Origin of the sequence: Gordonia desulfuricans NBRC 100010, assembly GCF_001485495.1 — a bacterium.
Classification (GTDB): Bacteria; Actinomycetota; Actinomycetes; order Mycobacteriales; family Mycobacteriaceae; genus Gordonia; species Gordonia desulfuricans.
On sequence record NZ_BCNF01000048.1, the window covers coordinates 1 to 18834 of the forward strand.

22 protein-coding genes are annotated in these 18834 nt (G+C 65.9%); 15 read left to right on the plus strand and 7 right to left on the minus strand.

Annotated features, from left to right (window positions below):
- The first annotated feature begins 194 nt into the window (after nucleotides 1-194).
- A complete protein-coding gene (locus GD1_RS08540) occupies nucleotides 195-626 on the plus strand; it encodes a PaaX family transcriptional regulator C-terminal domain-containing protein (protein ID WP_059036715.1) in 432 nt (143 codons plus the stop codon).
- Nucleotides 627-716: 90 nt separating this feature from the next.
- Here the strand turns inward: GD1_RS08540 and GD1_RS08545 are convergent, their stop codons facing one another.
- From GD1_RS08545 to GD1_RS08560, 4 genes are all read right to left on the minus strand, one after another.
- Entirely contained in the window at nucleotides 717-1532 is an 816-nt protein-coding gene (locus GD1_RS08545; protein ID WP_307190338.1) for a sodium/glutamate symporter family protein, read from the minus strand.
- Between the two features lie 386 nt (nucleotides 1533-1918).
- Entirely contained in the window at nucleotides 1919-3124 is a 1206-nt protein-coding gene (locus GD1_RS08550) for an MFS transporter (protein WP_307190339.1), read from the minus strand.
- Nucleotide 3125: 1 nt separating this feature from the next.
- The gene (locus GD1_RS08555; RefSeq protein ID WP_280513261.1) at nucleotides 3126-4016 is read right to left on the minus strand and encodes an NAD(P)-dependent oxidoreductase; all 891 of its coding nucleotides are present in this window, start codon (nucleotides 4014-4016) and stop codon (nucleotides 3126-3128) included.
- An 18-nt stretch (nucleotides 4017-4034) separates the two neighbouring features.
- The gene (locus tag GD1_RS08560) at nucleotides 4035-4856 is read right to left on the minus strand and encodes a hydroxypyruvate isomerase family protein (RefSeq protein WP_059036717.1); all 822 of its coding nucleotides are present in this window, start codon (nucleotides 4854-4856) and stop codon (nucleotides 4035-4037) included.
- A 265-nt stretch (nucleotides 4857-5121) separates the two neighbouring features.
- On the opposite strand from GD1_RS08560, the gene GD1_RS08565 reads away from it, so the two are divergent.
- The 4 genes from GD1_RS08565 (at nucleotide 5122) to GD1_RS08580 (ending at nucleotide 8764) form a co-directional block, all read left to right on the plus strand.
- Entirely contained in the window at nucleotides 5122-6732 is a 1611-nt protein-coding gene (locus GD1_RS08565; protein WP_059036718.1) for an FMN-binding glutamate synthase family protein, read from the plus strand.
- A gap of 122 nt (nucleotides 6733-6854) precedes the next feature.
- Nucleotides 6855-7316, plus strand: a complete 462-nt coding sequence (locus GD1_RS08570; protein ID WP_059036744.1) for a MerR family transcriptional regulator — start codon at nucleotides 6855-6857, stop codon at nucleotides 7314-7316.
- Between the two features lie 3 nt (nucleotides 7317-7319).
- Nucleotides 7320-8348 carry an aldo/keto reductase gene (locus GD1_RS08575; protein WP_059036719.1) on the plus strand — a complete coding sequence of 343 codons (1029 nt, stop codon included), beginning with the start codon at nucleotides 7320-7322 and terminating at the stop codon, nucleotides 8346-8348.
- Between the two features lie 26 nt (nucleotides 8349-8374).
- Nucleotides 8375-8764, plus strand: a complete 390-nt coding sequence (locus GD1_RS08580; RefSeq protein ID WP_059036720.1) for a PPOX class F420-dependent oxidoreductase — start codon at nucleotides 8375-8377, stop codon at nucleotides 8762-8764.
- A 159-nt stretch (nucleotides 8765-8923) separates the two neighbouring features.
- Here the strand turns inward: GD1_RS08580 and GD1_RS08585 are convergent, their stop codons facing one another.
- Nucleotides 8924-9646, minus strand: coding sequence for a M23 family metallopeptidase (locus GD1_RS08585; protein WP_059036721.1), 723 nt, complete (start codon nucleotides 9644-9646; stop codon nucleotides 8924-8926).
- A gap of 274 nt (nucleotides 9647-9920) precedes the next feature.
- On the opposite strand from GD1_RS08585, the gene GD1_RS08590 reads away from it, so the two are divergent.
- From GD1_RS08590 to GD1_RS08610, 5 genes are all read left to right on the plus strand, one after another.
- The gene (locus tag GD1_RS08590) at nucleotides 9921-10337 is read left to right on the plus strand and encodes a VOC family protein (protein ID WP_083533985.1); all 417 of its coding nucleotides are present in this window, start codon (nucleotides 9921-9923) and stop codon (nucleotides 10335-10337) included.
- A gap of 555 nt (nucleotides 10338-10892) precedes the next feature.
- Nucleotides 10893-11159: a hypothetical protein gene (locus GD1_RS25665; protein ID WP_307190340.1), complete on the plus strand. Its 267-nt coding sequence runs from the start codon at nucleotides 10893-10895 to the stop codon at nucleotides 11157-11159.
- Nucleotides 11160-11306: 147 nt separating this feature from the next.
- Nucleotides 11307-12050, plus strand: a complete 744-nt coding sequence (locus GD1_RS25670; protein ID WP_307190341.1) for a hypothetical protein — start codon at nucleotides 11307-11309, stop codon at nucleotides 12048-12050.
- Nucleotides 12035-12265 (plus strand): hypothetical protein, encoded by a 231-nt coding sequence (locus GD1_RS08605; RefSeq protein ID WP_157079419.1) that lies wholly within the window; start codon nucleotides 12035-12037, stop codon nucleotides 12263-12265. Before GD1_RS25670 ends, GD1_RS08605 begins: the two co-directional genes overlap by 16 nt.
- Nucleotides 12262-12627, plus strand: coding sequence for a hypothetical protein (locus tag GD1_RS08610; protein WP_059036724.1), 366 nt, complete (start codon nucleotides 12262-12264; stop codon nucleotides 12625-12627). The genes GD1_RS08605 and GD1_RS08610 overlap by 4 nt, the downstream gene beginning before the upstream one ends.
- Before the next feature lie 303 nt (nucleotides 12628-12930).
- Here the strand turns inward: GD1_RS08610 and GD1_RS08615 are convergent, their stop codons facing one another.
- On the minus strand, nucleotides 12931-13884 hold the full coding sequence (locus tag GD1_RS08615; RefSeq protein WP_059036725.1) for a hypothetical protein: 954 nt from the start codon (nucleotides 13882-13884) through the stop codon (nucleotides 12931-12933).
- A gap of 54 nt (nucleotides 13885-13938) precedes the next feature.
- A complete protein-coding gene (locus GD1_RS08620; protein WP_059036726.1) occupies nucleotides 13939-14184 on the minus strand; it encodes a helix-turn-helix domain-containing protein in 246 nt (81 codons plus the stop codon).
- Nucleotides 14185-14274: 90 nt separating this feature from the next.
- Here GD1_RS08620 and GD1_RS08625 point away from each other — a divergent pair, with 90 nt between their 5' ends.
- From GD1_RS08625 to GD1_RS08650, 5 genes are all read left to right on the plus strand, one after another.
- Entirely contained in the window at nucleotides 14275-14781 is a 507-nt protein-coding gene (locus GD1_RS08625; RefSeq protein WP_157079420.1) for a hypothetical protein, read from the plus strand.
- Between the two features lie 596 nt (nucleotides 14782-15377).
- A complete protein-coding gene (locus GD1_RS08630; protein WP_059036728.1) occupies nucleotides 15378-15854 on the plus strand; it encodes an AAA family ATPase in 477 nt (158 codons plus the stop codon).
- On the plus strand, nucleotides 15836-16024 hold the full coding sequence (locus tag GD1_RS08635) for a hypothetical protein (protein ID WP_059036729.1): 189 nt from the start codon (nucleotides 15836-15838) through the stop codon (nucleotides 16022-16024). The genes GD1_RS08630 and GD1_RS08635 overlap by 19 nt, the downstream gene beginning before the upstream one ends.
- 1017 nt (nucleotides 16025-17041) lie before the next feature.
- Nucleotides 17042-17698, plus strand: coding sequence for a recombinase family protein (locus GD1_RS08645; protein ID WP_238403940.1), 657 nt, complete (start codon nucleotides 17042-17044; stop codon nucleotides 17696-17698).
- Nucleotides 17698-18816, plus strand: a complete 1119-nt coding sequence (locus tag GD1_RS08650; RefSeq protein ID WP_238403938.1) for a tyrosine-type recombinase/integrase — start codon at nucleotides 17698-17700, stop codon at nucleotides 18814-18816. Before GD1_RS08645 ends, GD1_RS08650 begins: the two co-directional genes overlap by 1 nt.
- Nucleotides 18817-18834 lie beyond the last annotated feature (18 nt).

Genomic DNA, 18834 nt, shown 5'->3' on the forward strand with positions numbered 1-18834 from the left:
CTGGCGACCCCGTCCGAGGCCAGCAACAACACCCTGGCCTGCAGCACCTGCTGATGCGGAACCCGCTGGCTGCGGGTCAACCTCTCCAACGTCTCGCGCTCACCATCGGTCAACGGCAACGGTGCCGCAGCTCGCCCACTCATACAGAGAATTGTACGCAACATGTGGACGGTTATTTGCGAGACACACCACTAGTGTCCACCGCGCGGACGCAATCGGAACGGCTCGCGTTTCGCCGTGCGATGCTGCGGGCCCGGTTCGCGGAGTTGCGTGAGGGGGTGTGGACCAGGCCGGCCAATCTGGACCAGGATCTCGACGAGATCATCACCGGCTCATGCAGGTTCGTCGTCGGGCGGTTTCGCGACGACACCCCACCTGTCGCCGACCTGTGGGACCTGTCGTCGTGGTCGGCCGAGGCGTGGCGCCTGATCGCGGTGATGGCCGATGCCGACACCCTGGTCGCGGGATTCGTCGCCAATGCGGAGGTGTTCCGGCACCTTCAGCTCGATCCCCTCCTGCCTCCGGAGCTCCTGCCCACGGACTGGCCGGGGGAGCAGCTGCGAGCGCGCTTCGCCGCGTTCAACGCCGACTACGCGGCCCGCCTACGAGAATTCAGTCAGGAGTGATCGCCGGCCCCGATCGTCGGGAGTCCCAGGGTCACATCGGAAGTCCCAGGCCCGCAAGGTCCTGGCATGTCCGGGATGCAGGCGTCGTCCTCAGCCCGCCGGGGTGGGCTTGCGCCGAATCCCCCATACGCCGATGAGCACCGCTGCCACCGCACTCAGTGCGGTGAACAACCCGAGCCCCATCGAGACGATCAGCGGCACCGACAGAGCGGTGATCAATCCGCCACCGAGGAAGGGTTCGTAGGGTAGCTGCTTGTAGCCGTACGCGTTCGCCGTGGACGTGCGGCGTTGCGGATCGACCATGTCGGCCAGGACGAAACCGGTCGCCACGTTGCCCTGCGACTGGCCGAAATCGGCGATGGCGTGCTCGAACCAGTCGTCGCGGTGGAACCGCCTGCCCAGCACGATCAATGCGACCACGCTCCACCCGACGCCGATCACCGTGAACACGACGATCGCGGGCACGTTGGAGCCGATCGTCGCCAGCGACATCGTGCCGATGGCGCACACCAGCAGGACGTCGAGGGCGATCGACGAGATCCCCTCCACGGCACGCTTGTCCACGTGATGGGCCTGCCCGGTCTTGGTGACCAGCCACTGCACGATGAAGCCACCGATGACGGCGACCGGGAACAGCGGCATCTTGTCGAGGATGTCGGAGCCGGGCGCGGACACGACGGCGCGCGCGGCCCACAGGATGCCCACCGACAACAGGATCGTCACGCCGATCAGTGCGAAGGCGATGGTCGTGGGATGGAGCCCGGAGTCTGCGGGGGGCCGCTTGTCTGCCGGGGGGAGGTGGATGTCGTCGACGTCGTACTGCTCGTCGGGCTGCAGGGGTTCGTTGCGTTTGAGCGGGATTCGCGGATTGCGCACCGCCCAGCGGACGTGGGCAGAACCACCCACGACGCCGGTGACCATGCTGATCGTGGCCAGCCCCAGTCCGATGTCGACCAGTTCGGGGACGCCCGCGTCCTCGAACAGCTGCCAGCAGCGACCCGGCCTCCTTCGAGGTGCCGAAGACCGGCGCCGGCAGCACCAGGACGGCGAGACCGCCGAGCGCGAACTGCCCGAACGGGAGGAAGGCGCCGAAGAGCGTATGGGGTGCGGCCGCATGCCATAGGCCCCGCCGGTGCGTGTGCGGAGTGTGATCTCTGGCCGACCCCGTCCGATTCCTGTGAGCCCCAACTGCTGTGGCATCGACCAGCGGTGCTGTCCGTCAGCCGTGCCGACCGAGGTCGGCCGCCGGTGGTCTGCCACAGACGGGCGGACGCGCCTGGATCGAGCGGGCATCATCGTCGCCGAAGGCGCACGGCCCGGGACGTCGACGCGACGATCGCCGCCGCGGCGAGCACCACCATCGGGGTGGTCAGGCCGACGGTCGGCGCGAGGGTCGTGACGAGCACCGGGAGCCCGAAACCCAGGTAGCAGGCGACGTAGAACGCACCGGTCACCGCGCCTCGGCGGGCAGGTGGTGTCCTGGTCTCGACGTCGACCAGCCCATCGCGCAGACACAACCCGTAGGCGAGGCCGAGGACCACAGCGGTGACGACGAACAACGCCATGGAGGGGTGGGCGCCACCAGCGGCGCACAGGAGGAAACCCACCGCGGCCAATGCGGCGCCGACGACGCCGGCCATCGGGCCGGCATGCGCCTGCCGGACGACGAACTGGATGATCACCCCGGTGCCCAGGGCCACGGCGGCGGCGAGTCCGGGCACCCAGGCGTCGTCGCCGATCCGTGCCGACATCACCACCACCACGACCGTCACCGACGAGAACACCCACAGCGCCATCGGGACCGACCAGGACAAGGCAGCCCCCACCGACCGCTCGTTGTCGTCGATCATCCCGTTCGGATGCGCATGGTGGGGGCGGCCGCCGGGGGTCAGCACCGTACCGATCGCAGCCGCCGCCAGTGAGACGATCCCGGTGGCGAGGAACGGGATCTGCAACGGATGGGCGACGAGTTCGGCCAGTAGACCGGTGATCACCGGGCCCAGCGCGAATCCGGTGGTGAGGACGACACCGGCCGATGTCACTCCCGACCGCCCGCGCAGGTCACCGGCCCAGGCGGTGCCGGCGCTGATCGCCAGTCCGGCGCCCAGACCCACCACCAGCCGGCCCGCCAGGACGCCGGTGGAGTCATGCCAGACGACCATCGCCAGATTGCCCAGTCCGGCCACGGCGGCGCCGGAGAGCACCACCGGACGTCGACCGGTCCGGTCCGAGAGCGTGCCGCCACCGAACAGGCCGGGCAGCAGTCCGAGCGCATAGATCCCGAACGCCCCGGTGAGGACCGTCGCCGACAGTCCCTCGTCGGCCTTGAGTACGGGGATCATCGACGCGAAATGATTGGCACCCCATCCGGTCACGAACAGGACCAGCAGGACGACGAGGAGGGCATACCGCAGCCGGATCGGCATCGGCGCGGGCAGCGCGCGCGACGGCAACTGTGGTGAGCGGTGTTCGGGTCGGGCCCCTGATGACGCGGGCACGTCAGCCGTCGAACCGGCCGGACAGGCGCTCGACGCCGCGGAACAGGGCCCCGTGGTCGAGGCCGCCGTCGCCGTTGGCGCGTGCCGACGCCATCAGGGTGGCCATCAGCGATCCGACCGGGACGACCACCCCGGCCTCGCGTGCTGCGGCCGTGACGATCCCGAGGTCCTTGTGGTGCAGATCGATCCGGCCTCCGGGCTCGAAGTCGCGGGCGATCATCCGGGCCGCCTTGTGATCGAGGACCGCCGACCCGGCCAGTCCGCCGGCCAGGACCCGGACCGCCGTCGAGGTGTCGACGTCGTGGGCCTCGAGGAAGACGATCGCCTCGGCCAGGGCTTGGATGTTGGCTGCGACGATCAGCTGGTTGGCGGCCTTCACCGTCTGCCCGCTGCCACTCGGGCCCACGTGCGCGACGGTCCCGCCGACCGCGTCGAGGACCGGTGCGACGGTCGCGAAGGCGTCCGGGGAGCCGCCGACCATGATCGACAAGGAGCCGGCCACCGCGCCCTCCTCGCCGCCGGAGACCGGGGCGTCGAGGAACTCGAGGTCGCGGGCGCGGGCCAGGTCCGCCATCCGGATCGCGACATCGGGTCGGATGGTGGAGAAGTCGACGATCACCGTGCCGGGTGCGGCGTGGGCGAACACACCGTCGTCGGCGGTGAGGACCAGTTCCACATCGCCGGAATCGGGGACGTTCAGCATGACGATGTCGGCACCCGTGGCGGCCTCGGCAACAGAGCCCGCCGCCGTACCTCCGGCGTGCACCAGATCGGCTGTGCGCGAGGCGGTCCGGTTGTACCCGATCACGGTGTGTCCGGCGCGTACCAGGTTGATCGACATCGGGCTGCCCATGACGCCGAGTCCGATGAATGCGATTGTGGCCATGGCAATCCTTTGCGGTGGGAACGATCAGTGGTCGGTCGAGGACGGTGCCGGGAATCCCGGAATCCAGTCGAACGGGTCGGGCCGGGTGGCGTGGTGTTCGAGGCTGATCCACCCCGGGTATCGCTGCGCGTCGAGGGTGGCGAGATGGGCGGCGAGATCCAGTGTCCCGGTACCCGGCTCACCACGGCCCGGTGCGTCGGCGATCTGGACGTGACCGATCCGGTCGGCGAATCCGACGAGTACACACTCGACGTCGTCACCGTTGACCGTCAGGTGATACAGGTCGGCGAGCAGTTTCACGTTGTCGACGTGGTGGTCACGGCGGACGCGTTCGCCGACGGCGATCGCATCGGCGGCATGCGTCAGCGGGTAGGCCGGTATCCCGCTGATCGGTTCGATGAGGATGTCGGCGCCGATACTCGCGGCGGCCCGGGCGGCGACGGCGAGGTTCGCCGAGGCGAGCTCGTCCTGGACGTCCACGGCGAGGCCGTCGAGCCGGTTGCCGTAGAGCGCATTGAAACCCACCGTGCCCAGTTGGCCGCCGATCCCGATCGCGACGTCGACGCTGTCGGTGAACTCGCGGGAGGTCTGTGGATGCGAGAGCAGTCCGCGGTGCCCGGCGGCGAGGTCGCCACCGGCCAGATTCAGGTGCGTCAGGCGAACACCGGCGTCGTCGATCGCAGTGACGAAGGCGGTCACGTCCTTCTCGGACGGGACGCCGGAGTCGAACGGCCACCAGAACTCGACAGCTCCGAATCCGGCATCGCGGGCCGCCTGCGGCCGGCGCAACAGCGGAAGGTCGGTGAACAGGATCGAACAGTTCACGGTCAGCCGGTGGGTGTCGATGCTGTGCCTCCTCTGCTCTGGCAGGGCCGTGCCTGCTGCATCGCAACCATGTCCGTGCTGCGATGCCCGTCACGATTCTGTCAGGGCGTCCGCGGCCGGCCGGACACCCCCTGCCGGCACGGATGGACCGCGGCGACCGCGGGCGTAGAGTGACGGTTGAGGCCTCTTGATGTCGTTGTCCGACAGCAGCCCTGACCGTCGGACACTGTTGCGCGCTCGTCGCGGCGACCGGTGTCCGCATTGTCGCGAACGAGAGGTTGGTCCGGTGATCCGAATCGGTGCTGTGGTGGTTCTCGTGGCGGTCGCCATCGCGACGATCGTGGCCGCGGTGCTCGGACCGTGGGGGTGGATTGTCCTCGCCGTCGTCTTGACCGCGGTGGCCGCTGTCGGCGTCTACGACCTCGTCCAGCGCAGGCATTCGATCCTGCGCAACTATCCCGTCGTCGGACATTTCCGGTTTCTGCTGGAGGACATCCGGCCGGAACTGCAGCAGTACTTCATCGAGCGCAACTTCGACGGCCGGCCGTTCGACCGCGACGTCCGCTCGCTCATCTACGAGCGGGCCAAGGGGACCGCCGCCGAGCTGTCGTTCGGGACCGAGCGTGACATCGATGCCGCCGGCTACGAATACCTCGTGCACTCCACCGCACCGATCGACCCGGCCCCCGAACCGTTCCGGGTGCCGGTGGGTGGTCCCGACTGTCGTCGGCCGTACTCGATGTCGCTGTTGAACGTGTCGTCGATGAGTTTCGGGGCGTTGTCGGGAAATGCGTTGCGCGCGCTGAACAACGGCGCCCGCAAGGGCGGTTTCGCGCACGACACCGGAGAAGGCGGGCTGACGCCGTATCATCTCGGCGGCGCCGACGTGATCTGGGAGATCGGGTCCGGCTATTTCGGCACCCGCACCGACGACGGCCGCTTCGACGCCGCCCAGTTCGCCGACAAGGCTGCGAATGACCTGGTGAAGTGTGTCTCGCTCAAACTGAGCCAGGGGGCGAAGCCGGGCATCGGAGGAGTGTTGCCCGCGGCCAAGGTCAGTGCCGAGATCGCCCGCTATCGCGGTGTGCCGCAGGGGCAGAAGTGTGTCAGCCCGGCGGCACACTCGGCGTTCGCCACACCACGGGAGCTGATCCGGTTCATCGCGAATCTGCGTGAGCTGGCGGACGGTAAACCCGTCGGGTTCAAACTGTGCGTCGGCTCCCGGGTCGACCTGTTGGCCATCTGCAAGGCGATGCTGATCGAACAGATCACCCCGGATTTCATCATCGTCGACGGTGCCGAGGGCGGAACAGCCGCCGCCCCACTGGAATTCGAGGATCACGTGGGCCTGCCCCTGACCGATGGTCTGATGACCGTGCACAACGCCCTGGTCGGCACCGGCCTGCGGGACCGGATCCGGATCGGGGCGAGCGGGAAGGTGGCCTCCGGCAACGACATCGTCAAACGCCTCATCCAGGGCGCCGACTACACCAATGCCGCCCGGGCGATGATGATGGCGGTGGGCTGCATTCAGTCGCAGCGGTGTCACACCAATCGCTGCCCGGTGGGTGTGGCCACCCAGGACCCGCGACGTGCCCGGGCCCTCGACGTCCCCGACAAGAGCGAACGCGTCTATCGATATCAGCGGGCCACGGTCGATCAGGCCATGCGGATCCTGGCGTCGATGGGCATCGACGATCCGTCGCAGCTCTCCCCGCATCTGCTGCGTAAACGGATCTCGAGCACCGAGCAGCGTTCCTTCGCCGAGATCTACGAGTGGCTCGGTCACGACGAGCTCACCGTTGACCCGCCGGAGACCTGGGTCGACGACTGGCGACGCGCCGACCCCGATTCGTTCGGCCCGCCGGGGGCTCGCCGACGATCGGCCGGCGCCTGACGCGGCGCTCGACGGTCAGGTGACGGGCGTGCAGGGGAGCGGTGTGTGCGGCGGCGGTGATCTGCGATCTGTCGGGTCGGCAGTGTTGCGTTCGAGTGCGCTCGAAGGCCTACCGTGGCTCCATGACCAGTTCCGATGACCAGTCCATCGCAGAGGTGTCGGCGCGAACCGGGCTCTCGCGTGACACCCTGCGCTGGTACGAATCCGAGGGCGTGATCCCGACGGTGCCACGGACCGCGGCGGGGGTGCGTCGCTACGACGACGCGACCATCCGCATGATCGAGCTCCTGGTCCGGTTGCGCCAGACCGGGATGTCGGTGGCCCACATGCGCGACTTCGTGACCATGGTGGGGCAGGGGGCCCGGACGCACGGGCGGCGGATGCGGCTTCTGGAGGACCACCGGGAGGAGATCGAGTCCCGCATCCGCGAACTCGCCGATGGCCTGGCCGCCGTCGACGAGAAGATCGCCCACTACCGGCGACTCATCGACGCCGGGCTCGACTGCACAGAGCAGGTGATCGAGGATCCCGACGAGCTGGCCGAGCAGCGGTGGACCGGCGAACAATCAACAGAGAGAAAGTGATACATGCGGACAATCGAGTTGGGTGACGGTCTGACGACCTCTGCCCTCGGCTTCGGCGGGATGTCGCTGACACACGTGTACGGCGGCACCGACGACGACACCGCGTTGGCGGTTCTGCACGCCGCCGTCGATGCCGGGATCGGCTTAATCGACACCGCCGACGTCTACGGCACACCGCCGCCGGGGGTAGACGGTCCCGCCGGGACCAACGAGGAACTGGTCGGTCGTCTCCTCGCGACCCGCCGCGCCGAGATCACCGTCGCGACGAAGTTCGGCATCACCGGCCGGATCGGTGCCGGCGGCGGCTTCGGGACCCGACGTACACGCGGTGACGCGGAGTATGTGCGCAGCGCCTGTGAAGCATCGCTGCGACGCCTCGGGACCGACGTGATCGACCTGTACTACATGCACCGCCGCGATCCCGAGGTGCCGATCACCGACACCGTCGGCGCGATGGCCGACCTGGTGAGCGCGGGCAAGGTACGCCACCTGGGGCTGTCAGAGGTGACGGCATCGGAACTTGCTGCCGCACAGCAGGTTCACCCCATCGCTGCGGTGCAGAGCGAGTGGAGTCTGTGGTCACGCGATGTCGAGACCAACGTCGTACCGGCCGCTGCCGAACTGGGTGTCGGCTTCGTGCCCTACTCGCCCCTCGGTCGGGGCTTCCTCACCGGAACCCTGACCCGTGAACAGATCGATTCCGACCTTCGCGGTCAGACCGCCCGGATCGGTGACAACTGGGATGCCAACCAGCGCGCAGTGGCCGTCGTCACCGACGTGGCGCAGCGGGTGGGCGCGACCAACGCCCAGGTGGCGCTCGCGTGGCTGTACGCCGCGGGACGTCGGCTGGGGGTGGGCGCCGTGCCCATTCCCGGAACCCGCTCCACCACACGACTCCAGGAGAACGCGGCCGCGGTGGACCTGACCCTCGACGACGCCGCGATCGCGGAGCTCGACACCGTCGCGGGTCTGGTCGCCGGCGACCGCAACATCGCCTCCGACCCCACCTGGATCTCCTCAGGACGCGAATAGCAGTGCACCACAACAGAAAGAAGAACATGACCACCATACCGGCCAGTCATCGCGATCTGCTGGAACGGCCACTGTATGCCCATCTGGCCACCATCCGACCCGACGGCACACCGCAAGTCAATCCGATGTGGTTCACCTGGGACGGTGAGTACCTGTACTTCACCAACACCAGGACACGCCAGAAGTATGTGAATGTGACCGCCCATCCCGCGGTGGCGATCTCGGTGAACGACCCCGATCAGCCCTACCGGTATCTGGAGGTGCGTGGAGTCGTCGAACGCATCGACGACGATTCGTCGGGGGCGATGTTCGCCGCACTGGCCGAACGGTACGGGCTGACCATGGAAGGACCGCCTGGCGACGTCGCCGACCGGGTCACCTATGTGGTGCGCCCCACCGCGACCAGTAGGCAGTGACAGCAGGCCGGGGTGCTCGACGCGTGACCTGGGGCTACCGGGTTGTTCTGTCGGTATGTGACTTCGGATCGCCGCTGACGCTCATGTCGTGCAAGGAGTGACTCTGGCGAATCGGCGAGCTCGGATTCGTGGATGACAGGTAGCCCGCTGGGCCCATCGTCACGGATGGACGCCGCGCTTGTTCAGCCACACCTGCGGATTGATCTTGCTGCCGCTCTTGTCCCAGACCTCATAGTGAAGGTGCGGGCCGGTCGACTCGCCGCGATTGCCGACGGTGCCGATCTGCTGACCCGCCTGCACGTGCTGGCCGGCGTGGACGAAGCTCTGGTCGACATGGCCGAAGACGCCGGTGGTGCCATCGTCCTGGCTGACCCGGATCCACTGGCCGAAACCCGACGCCGGACCGGATTCGAGGACCACTCCGTCGGTGACGGCATACACCGGCGTACCGATCTTGGCGGCGATGTCGACGCCGTAGTGGTGGGTGCCCCAGCGCGAGCCGTAACCCGAGGTCACGGTGCCGTTGGTCGGCTTCATAGCCTGCTTCCTGCCCGGCACCGAGAGGTTCGGGCGCAGCAGATCACGTGTCAGCTCGTCGAGCTGTGGGGGCAGCTTCAGGTTCGAGGGCAGCGCGACGTTCTCAGGCAGCGTGATGTTCGACGGCAGGGCCGGGACCGGCGGGGTCGACGTCGGATGCGCGTTCGCGCTGGCGGCGCCACCAGCAGCAAGTCCGATCGCGCCGGCGAAGACCGCGAGGGCGCCGGCCTGGGCGCGGATGGGCGTGGATGTGACGGCCCGGTGTTGGCCGCGCGATCCTGGGCGTTGCTCCGTGTCGATCGAGAAGCGTGTCGGCGTCTGGGCAGTCAGTCGGTGTCGAGGCACGGCTGGGTCCGTTCGTTTCGTAACAGTTCGGTATCGGCAAGGACACGGCGAGATTACCCACAGGTTCCTGAATTGGTCCTGAGAGGTTGCTGGATAGTGACCGACGACACATCTATGCGTGTGGGCCGGATGGGGATGGTGCGTGGTTCTTCACCGTCGTGACTTCCAGGCGGAGCCGTCGGCGCCGCCGTCCGCGGGGCCGCGGCTTCCTTACTCCCCTACGCCCTGCAATGGGAGTTTGTCGGTTGCGTTTCCGGGCGGGGATAGTTGCCGGATGAGATTCTCCGTGCACCATGTGGCGATCAGCGTGGCATCGATCGAGAGGTCGGCCCGGTTCTACGCACAGTTCGGCTTTCGGGAAGTGATGCGTTACGACGCTCCCGATGCGTCCATGTCGGTGTCCCACCTGCGCCTCGACGGGATGATCCTGGAGTTGTTCACCTTCGCCGCATCGGAACCGCTGCCGGATGCGGCTCGCGATCTGGTCACCGATCTGCCCGAGATCGGCGTGAAACACTTTGGTCTGCAAGTAGATTCCGTCGAGCTGACGTTGCGTGACTTCACCCGGCGCGGTCTGTGTCCTGCCTCGACCGCCATCACAGAGGGGCGTACCGGCGTGCGGTACTTCTTCATCACCGACCCGGACGGGATACTCGTGGAGTTCCTTCAGGACGATCGCGTCTTCGACTGATCGGTTCTCGCGTGGTGGCCGTTCACGATCGGGAGTCGGTGACCTCGACCGGCGTATCCGGTCCCGCACCTTCGGTCTGGATGCCACTCCGATAGCAGAAAACCCCTGCTGAACAGGTGTTTCGTGGTGCCCTCGGTGAGACTCGAACTCACACTGGACGGGTTTTGAAAACCTGCGGTGTGCGTTTTGGGTGACTTAACGACGAGCGCAAATGCGGCTGACTATTTGGTATCGACGCAGGTGGGGCCGCATGAATCGCTACCCATTGCTCACTGGCGGCTACCGCTGGATCACCGCTCGATTACCCGCGAGCGCCGGGGTGTTGCCGGGGTAGCGGCGAGCGGTGGGCGGGGCATAGGGTGGCGGGCAGTACGGCATCGCTGGGTAGTACCCGGCACCGGCTCGCGGTTCGTTTGGTGAGCGTCCGCAAGTTCTACGGCGTGATCAGATTTCCGCCGACAACTTCACATCTCAGTTCGGTAGGGCCGGACTTCCGTCGACCAGACGTCGCGGATTTCTCGCTTTCATCTACTACCGAATCGGAGTTTTCACAGCATGTCCACCACTCACCCCGCCCCGGCGCAGTTCTTCGCGTTCGGCGGCGACAACGCTCGCGGCTACAGCACCCACGGCGACGTCCTCGTCAACAAGACGGCCGACGGCGTTGATCTCAACGTCATTTGGGACGAGGCGAATCAGGTCATGTCGGCCTGGAATCGGAAGCGCACCGACCTGGCCACGCTGATCAGCTACCCGACCATCGCCATCGGTGACACTATCCCGCAGACCATCGGCGGCGATCATTTCGAGAAAGAATCGTAATACGTTGAGCAGCAAGGCATTTCGACTGCTCCGGACGCGCTGATAGTCGGCTACAACTGGCGCGACTGGGATCTGGCCACGCGGGCGACCTGGAAGTTCCTCCGTAGCGCCACCGCCGAGCAGGTCTACGACCTCGTCAACCGCGCGATGGAATCCGACAACCGACTCATCACCGGGACGCTGTTGCGGCGGCTGTTCGACCCTGCGCCGGTCCTCAACGAGATGGGCCAGACCTGCTACGGCCTCTACACAGGCACGGACGGAATCACCCCACCGTCGTTCGCGGGGCAAGACTTCACGTCGAACACGAGCCACTATCTCGTCAGCGGCAATGCCGCGCTCGATCCCGGCGACCTCACCGACGCGATCAATCAGGTCACGTCCAAGGGCTTCGGCATCGACGGCGCTTCGCGGCTGATTGTGCTGTGCCACCCCCTGGAGTCCGAGGTTATCGCGCAGTTCAGGGCGGGGCAGACCACCAACGGAATTGTCTCCAAGTACGATTTCATCCCGTCGAACAGCTCCATCCCGTACCTCACGAGCGAGACGGTGGTCGGTCAGATCGCGCCCGCCGAGTGGTCCGGGCTGGAGGTGAACGGCTCATACGGTCCGGCGTGGGTGATCCCGTCGTACTTCCTCCCGCAGGGCTACATCGCCGTCGTCGCAACGGGCGGGGCGAACAGCGGCGTCAACCCGGTCGCATTCCGGCAACACGCCAACGCCGCGTATCGGGGATTGCGCATGATCCCGGGCAAGGACCAGCGCTACCCGCTGCAGGACAGCTTCTTCCAACGCTCGTTTGGTTCGGGCGTCCGGTACCGAGGCGCAGCGTGCATCGTGCAGGTCAAGGCGTCGGGCGCGTACACCCCACCGTCGTGGAACTGGGAGTAGCTGCCGACATGTCGGCCAAGTCCGAGTTCGAGTCGGAGATGTCCTGGGGTGCCGGTTTGGTGCCCCAGGGCCTCGAATACGCGCCACCGAGCGAAGGTGGTCGGTATCACGGTAAGGCTCCCAAGGTCGACGCGAAGACCGCCGACGGGCTCACCGCCCTGGCCGACGAACTGGCGCAGCGCCGAGCACTCCGCAATCAACCGGGGCCATCATGAAGGCGCGCGACTACATCCGCCGCGATAGCCGAGGGCGCTTCGCGGCGACACCCGGCAAGCGGGTGATCAGCGCCCTCGATGAAGCCGAGGCCGCCTTACGGCGTGCGGAGGACGGCGTTACCGAGGTCGCGGCGGCTCGTCGGTCGGCCAAGGCGCAGCGTAAGCGCACGGTTCGTCGGGCTGCTCTCGCGGGCGCGGCCGTAGGGGCGATGGTCCCAGCACCGAGGGCCGTCAAGGCCTCCACGGCGAGCGCAGCGGTCTACGGCGTGATGACGACAGCGGCCGGATACAAGATGGGCAAGAGCCTCGGCACCATGAAAATTCGGTACCGATCGCCGTCCGGAACCCGGTTGAAGCGTTGAGATGCCGCTACCTACCCCACGGCACCCGGCGCACCCCGCAACACGGCTCACCGAGAGCTGAGCCACCCCAGACAGGCCGCAGCGCGGCCACCCAGCAGGTGGGTTGAACGCCCAACCCGCCGAGAACTAGCGGGAGCCTCGGCTCTCCCGCTAGAAGGAGACGTCGACTTGTCCGTCTCCTGGCACCGCGGTCGACTTGTCCCGCCCGTGCCGAGGACGTCCCCGACCCCCAAGCCGGGGGCGTCCTCAAGAGACCCCGTCTCACCGACCTGTCCTGGACCGGTGAGGCGGGGTTCTCGCTCGCTACACGCGATCCGGGAAGGGCCACCAGGGGTCCTCTCGCATTTCGATCACACCATCCCGCGTCACGGTATGCGTGACGTACCCGCGAGTTCCGTAGGCGAAACGCTCAGCTCGTAGATGCGCGAGGTCTCGGGCGGCACTCCAGCCTGGTGGGCCAGATTCCCGACCCTCGTGGAACCAATCGGGCATGTAATTGCATTCTTGATGCCAGAGGAACAGCTCTTTTGCTTTCTCTTGCAACTCGTCGCGGATTGAGCGGTTGCGTTCGTTTACCTCGTTCCAGAACCACTCGTAGAACGTACGAGTTGCAGTCATATAGCGCTCGATGATCGGGGCGAGGTCGAACTTGTCAGGCTGGGCTCCGAGATAGCTCTTTGCGGAACCTCCCCATCCGCTCCATCGAAGGAGTCTATCCCGATCAAGTTGGAGCGTATTCACCTGAATTACAGGGCCACCCCAGGAGTGACTGATACTCGTGCCGAGGCCAGGGAGGGGTATCGCATAGTGAGTGCAATAGTTCCGCAGCTTGGTTACAAAGGCAGCTTCGTCAGTCTCGAACGTGCCCGTGCGTTGTTTGTCATATTCTGCTTGGAAAGCAACCCTTTCAGGGTCTTTCTCGTCCGGCCAGCAATGCCGCACGACGACGCGTTGCGCGTCGATGAGCGATGAGACAGACGTTAGGTAGTTGTGAAGAAGACGCACCAGTTCGTTCATGTACTGGTGGTCGAGATTCTGCACATTCATCTGCGAGTTAACGAATCTCCAGACGTGCGCGGCAAGCTCCTGACCGTTAGTACCGAACACATAGGAGGCACGATTCAGTGCTTCCAGGTCTTCCTTGAATCGTGCGCCTGGCAAGGCTTCGATGTGCGCCTTGCGCCGGTCCATCTCGATAACGAACGGAGATTTGTAGACTTCCTCGACAGTAACGTCGTCGTCTGGATCGCTGGTCATCCCCTGACGATAGCGTCGGCCCCGGACACTCCGAGGGGACATAACACGGTTCGTCTATTCGGACGGTAAGCCGTCCAGCAAGCGCCCTGGTGTCGTATCCAGACCGGCGGCGATCTTCAAGACGTTCTCGATGCGGGAACTGCGTTGGCCGCGCTCTACCTGGCCGAGATGCGTCCAGTGAATGCCGATGTGATCGGCGGCGACTTCCTGGCTCCAACCGAGCTCATGCCGCCGTGCGCGCACGCGCTCACCAAACGCCGCGAGGGTGGCGTTGTGGGGCGGTTTGGCGTCGGCGGGCATGGCGCCCTAGTCCATACGTCCCGACTGTAACCGTCCAGAGTGTAATCATCGTATCGGCTGGTGGTGTTAGATATCTGTCGAACCAACTAAGTGAACAAGACGACACCCATGAAACGCGCATTACTCACCACCGTCGGTGTTGGACTCCTGGTGCTGGCGAGTGCTGGATGCAGTGACGACCAGCAGCCGTCGGCAGGCTCGTCGTCGGTTGCGGCTGCGCCGTCCGTCGGTAGCGCCGAATGGCCGATCGCCCTGGACTTGATCGCAGACCTGACGGGCAAGGGTTTTCACTGCACCGACGAGCAGGTCATGCCCGCACAGACCGAGTTCATTGAGTCGGCCGCGAAATGCAGGACCGGACCGGCGACCGGCGGAGGTATCTACGTCTACGCGTTCACGTTCGGTGCGCCCGTGCAACCTCAGAGCGCTCTGCAGGCCAAGACGGCCGGGAATAGCATTCGTCGGGGTCCGGCCAAGTCCGCATATGTCTCTGACGCGAACTGGATCGTGGAGTGCCCGGATGGCGACAGCGGAGGACCGGGCGAGACCGCCTGCAAGGCTGCTCAGAAGACGATCGGCGGCACTCTCACTCAGTAGCGCACCGGCAATCTGCTGAACTACGTCCTTCACACGAACCACTCTCATCACTTTTCTGCCGCGCCGTTGGGGTGCCTGAGTGACGGGGCGGCTCCGAAAACGCCTCAGCGGCCAAATGAGAGCCGAACCTACCCTGTATGCCCGGATTCTGTTGCGCACCAACGACTATGGGATGCGCGGCGCTTGGCAATTGGTGCGCAATGCTGTAGGGTTGGTTGCACACCGGCCAAGTGGTGGCGTTACCCCGAAAGCTAATCCGTGTAGGAGCCTCGCAGTTTGACTGCGGTGGAGCGCGCACATCGGGTTTCTTGAGCGAGCTACGGGATTTGACCCAGAGATATCTGCGCACGTGACGTACGGCGGCAAGCGATGGCCGCCTCACCAACCGAGCAGAGCCCTCGTCAGATCCTGAAAGGCTCAATCATGTCCCACGCAGCACGAGTCGCCCCGGCCCGACCGGCAGGCGCTCCTCAGCAACCGCCCCGAGACCCGTATCGGCAGCCCGCGAATCGGGTGTGGTCCGAACAGCCGACGCTTGTCGGCGTGGAGGCCGTAATCCGTTTCGCCCGTGACGAGCTGGGCGTCGACCTGACGACGTGAAGTTCTGGGTTCTTGACCCGTTCTCAAAGATCATTCGCGGAAACGAGGACAAGGCAGAGGACGTCAATCCGTTTTGGGCGGCGCTGCGAGAGATCATGAAAGAGGCCGGGTGTCGTGCGGCGTTCGTTATCCATCACGCCGGTCATGGCGTGGAGGGGATGAGGGCTCGGGCTCGTGGATCGTCGGCCATCGAGGGTGATCCCGAAGTGATCTTGTCCTACGAGCACGGCGGCAAACCGGGCGACTTCCCGCCCGACGACCGACGCTATCTGTCGGGAGTGGGGCGTATCGACGTGGTGGACCGGCTGAACCTGACCTACGACCGCGCCACCCGAACGCTGCGAGTAGATGAGAACAGCGGCGGCAAGGTGGCCGACCGGCAAGTCCACGACGATCTGAAGATCGCGTGCCCGCCTGGAAGATGCTCGCAGGCAAGGATAGTGCTGACGCATGGGTGTCGAAGCAGAAGCTGAAAGAGGCCGACACCGGGATCGGGCACGCGAACACGATCAAGGCGATCGACCGGGGCGTGGCTCGGGGCTATCTGGTCATTGAGCCCGGCTCTGCAGGCAAGCCCGACAAGATTCGCCGTGGCCGAACTCGCCCGAAAGGCTTTGTTGAGACCGTCGAGGAAGAGGCGTGATGACGTGTCGAGAGGCCGGAAAACCGTACCCATGCCGACCCATGCTGGACCCATGCCGCATGGGTGCAGGGCCACACCCCAACCCACCCATGCCAGCCCCCGTAGGGGGCGCATGGGTGGTGGGGTGGCACGGGTGCCGGGCCGGGGTGGTGGGCGCTACCTATGCCCAGCATGGGTGCATGGGTCAACGCACATCACCGATCGCGGATACGGGCCGCAGGAATCGAGAGGGGCGCACGGACTCCGTACTCACCAGAGTGCAGGCCGACCGTGTTCGAATCGACAGCAACAACGAGTCGAGGCCAACAGGGAATTGTCGTTGAGTCAAAGGTTAGTACAAACCGGCGGCCAAACGGCCTGATTTGGAGCACATCGTGGAGAGAGACGCAAGGTCTCGCGCGAGACGGATCACTACGAAATTGGGCGTGGAAAGCGTTCGAGCAGAAGGGGATTGGGACGATGACGAGTAGGCGCGGAAAGCGTTCGGGCAGAACGAATTCGGGACGACCCGACAGATTCACTGGCGACTACGGAAAGTCGTACGCGCCAAAGGGATACCCGCGATGGGTGTACGACGAGATTGTCGCGGTGAAGAGCGCCGACGACCGCGCCCTGGCTGCCGAAGCGCGCGACGAGGAAGACGACGCCGCGCCGGTGTCCGCGCCGGCTGAGTCGTCGTCTCCGGTGGTTGGGCCTCGGGTGCCGAGGAAGCTGCTACCGATGGGAGACGCCCTCGAACAGTTGCGCGCTCCGGACCAGCGCCCGCCCGCGCCATAGGCCAGCGCCACCCACGGCGAGGGGTGTCCCGCCCCGCTGACGTCGCCGTCGACGGCCTAACGACGCCGGTACGGCACCCGCGCACCTCACGCCCTATCTCAACGGCAAAACGAGCCAATTGCTCTGTCGGACAACGGTTCAGACCCTTCGTTGAATTGTGATCTATGGCACTCGAAAGTAGGCTGAGGCGTAAGGCGCAAACGGACGTTAGAGCCTCAACGACTAAGGGAGACAACGGAAATGAGCGAAGCGAAAGTCATGATCGGGTACGTACGTGTGAGCACAGAAGAGCAGGCCGACAGCCGCCTTGGCATTCAGGCTCAGGAGGCAGCGCTTCACGCCGAAGCCGAGCGCCGAGGCTGGGAACTGACCATCCTTCGGGACGAGGGGCTGTCCGGTTCGCAGGTCAATCCCGGCCTCCGCAGCGCTCTGGACCAGTTGTCGGCGGGCCTCGCTGACGGGCTCGTGGTGACCAAGCTGGATCGGCTGGCTCGTAGCGTTGTCCACGCGGCCGAGATCATGGAGCGCGCCCGCACACAGCGATGGTCGCTGATCATGCTCGACGTCCAGGTCGACACCACCACAGCCAGCTGCGAAGCGATGGCCAACATGCTCGCCACGTTCGCCCAGTTCGAGCGCCGCCTCATCGGAGAGCGCACCAAGGCAGCGCTCGCAGCGAAGAAGGCCCAAGGCGTCACGCTCGGAAGGCCGCGCCTCGTGTCCACCGTCGTGGCTCGCCGCATCGTCGGGATGCGCGAACAGGGCCTCAGCTTCGGCGCTATCGCCGCCGAACTCACCGAAGCAGGCGAACTCAGCCCAGCGGGCCGTCCCACCTGGCAGGCCTCCACCGTCCGCCGTATCTGCAAGTCCATCGAACAAACGAAAGAGGCCGCGTAATGGCATACATCCGCGCTCACGAGACCAGCCAGAAGCGGAAAGGCCGCGCCGTCAAACGCTACGAAGTGGTGTGGCGGGAGCCGGTGCGCGACGACTACGGGTTGCCGGTGCACGAGAACGGCAAGACGAAGATGCGCAGCCGACAGGAATCCTTCGGCACTCGCGAAGACGACGAGGCCCGTCGCGACGAACTGAATCTGGCTCGGCATACGAATACCGGCACCTACGCCCTGGCCGAGCAGAGGAAGGCCGGCGATCTACCCTTCGGTTACTACGCGCAGGCATGGATCGAGAGTCAACAGGCCAAGGTCGCTCAGGGCCGGTTGAAGCAGCGCACCCTCGACGACTATGAGAAGGTGTTGCGGCGCTACTCGTTGGAGCGATTCGGCGGTCTGGCTGTTGCCAGTCTCAGCCCGCGGGACTGCGAGCGCTTTCTCGCCGACCTGGCAGCGCGCCACCTTGCCCCGAAGACCGTCAAGCACGCTTGGCTCGCGCTGCGGGCCGTCCTCAAGTCCGCCACACGCCACGGCGCTATCCCTGTCAGCCCGACCGAGCAGGTGGATTTCAGAACCGGGCACGCCGTAGGTGACCGCGAAGCGTTCCAGCATCACCCGCTGACCGCCGAGCAGATCGCGTCGACGGCGCGGATCGTGGGGGAGCGTTACCCGGTCCACGAGTTGCTGGCGTACTTCTTGCCGTATTCGGGACTGCGCAAGGCCGAATGCGCCGGGTTGGAGATCCAAGACTTGGAGTTCACCACGCGCCCTGGCCAGCCGACGCGATGCGTCGTACATGTTCGCCGAACCAAGGACCGGAGAGGCGGGGCGTGGGTGACGAGCACACCCAAGAGTCGCAAGTCGCGTCGTTCGGTGCCGTTGCCGCACAGGCTTGCTCAACGGATGCGCGCCTACGTTGCCGAGCATCCCCGCGCTGAAGAGCCGACAGCGCCGTTGTGGCCGTCGAGGAAGAACGGCGGACGCCGGGTGAAGGGTAAGCACACCGTGGCCGAGCTGGACTGGTCGCAGCCGCCCGAGTTGGGGACATGGTTCGAGACGATCCTGGCTCTGGCGCTGGTTGAGAGCGGTTTGCCGGTGAGTTGCCCCGCCCGTAACGGCTAGCCCGCCCAGCGAGGCGTC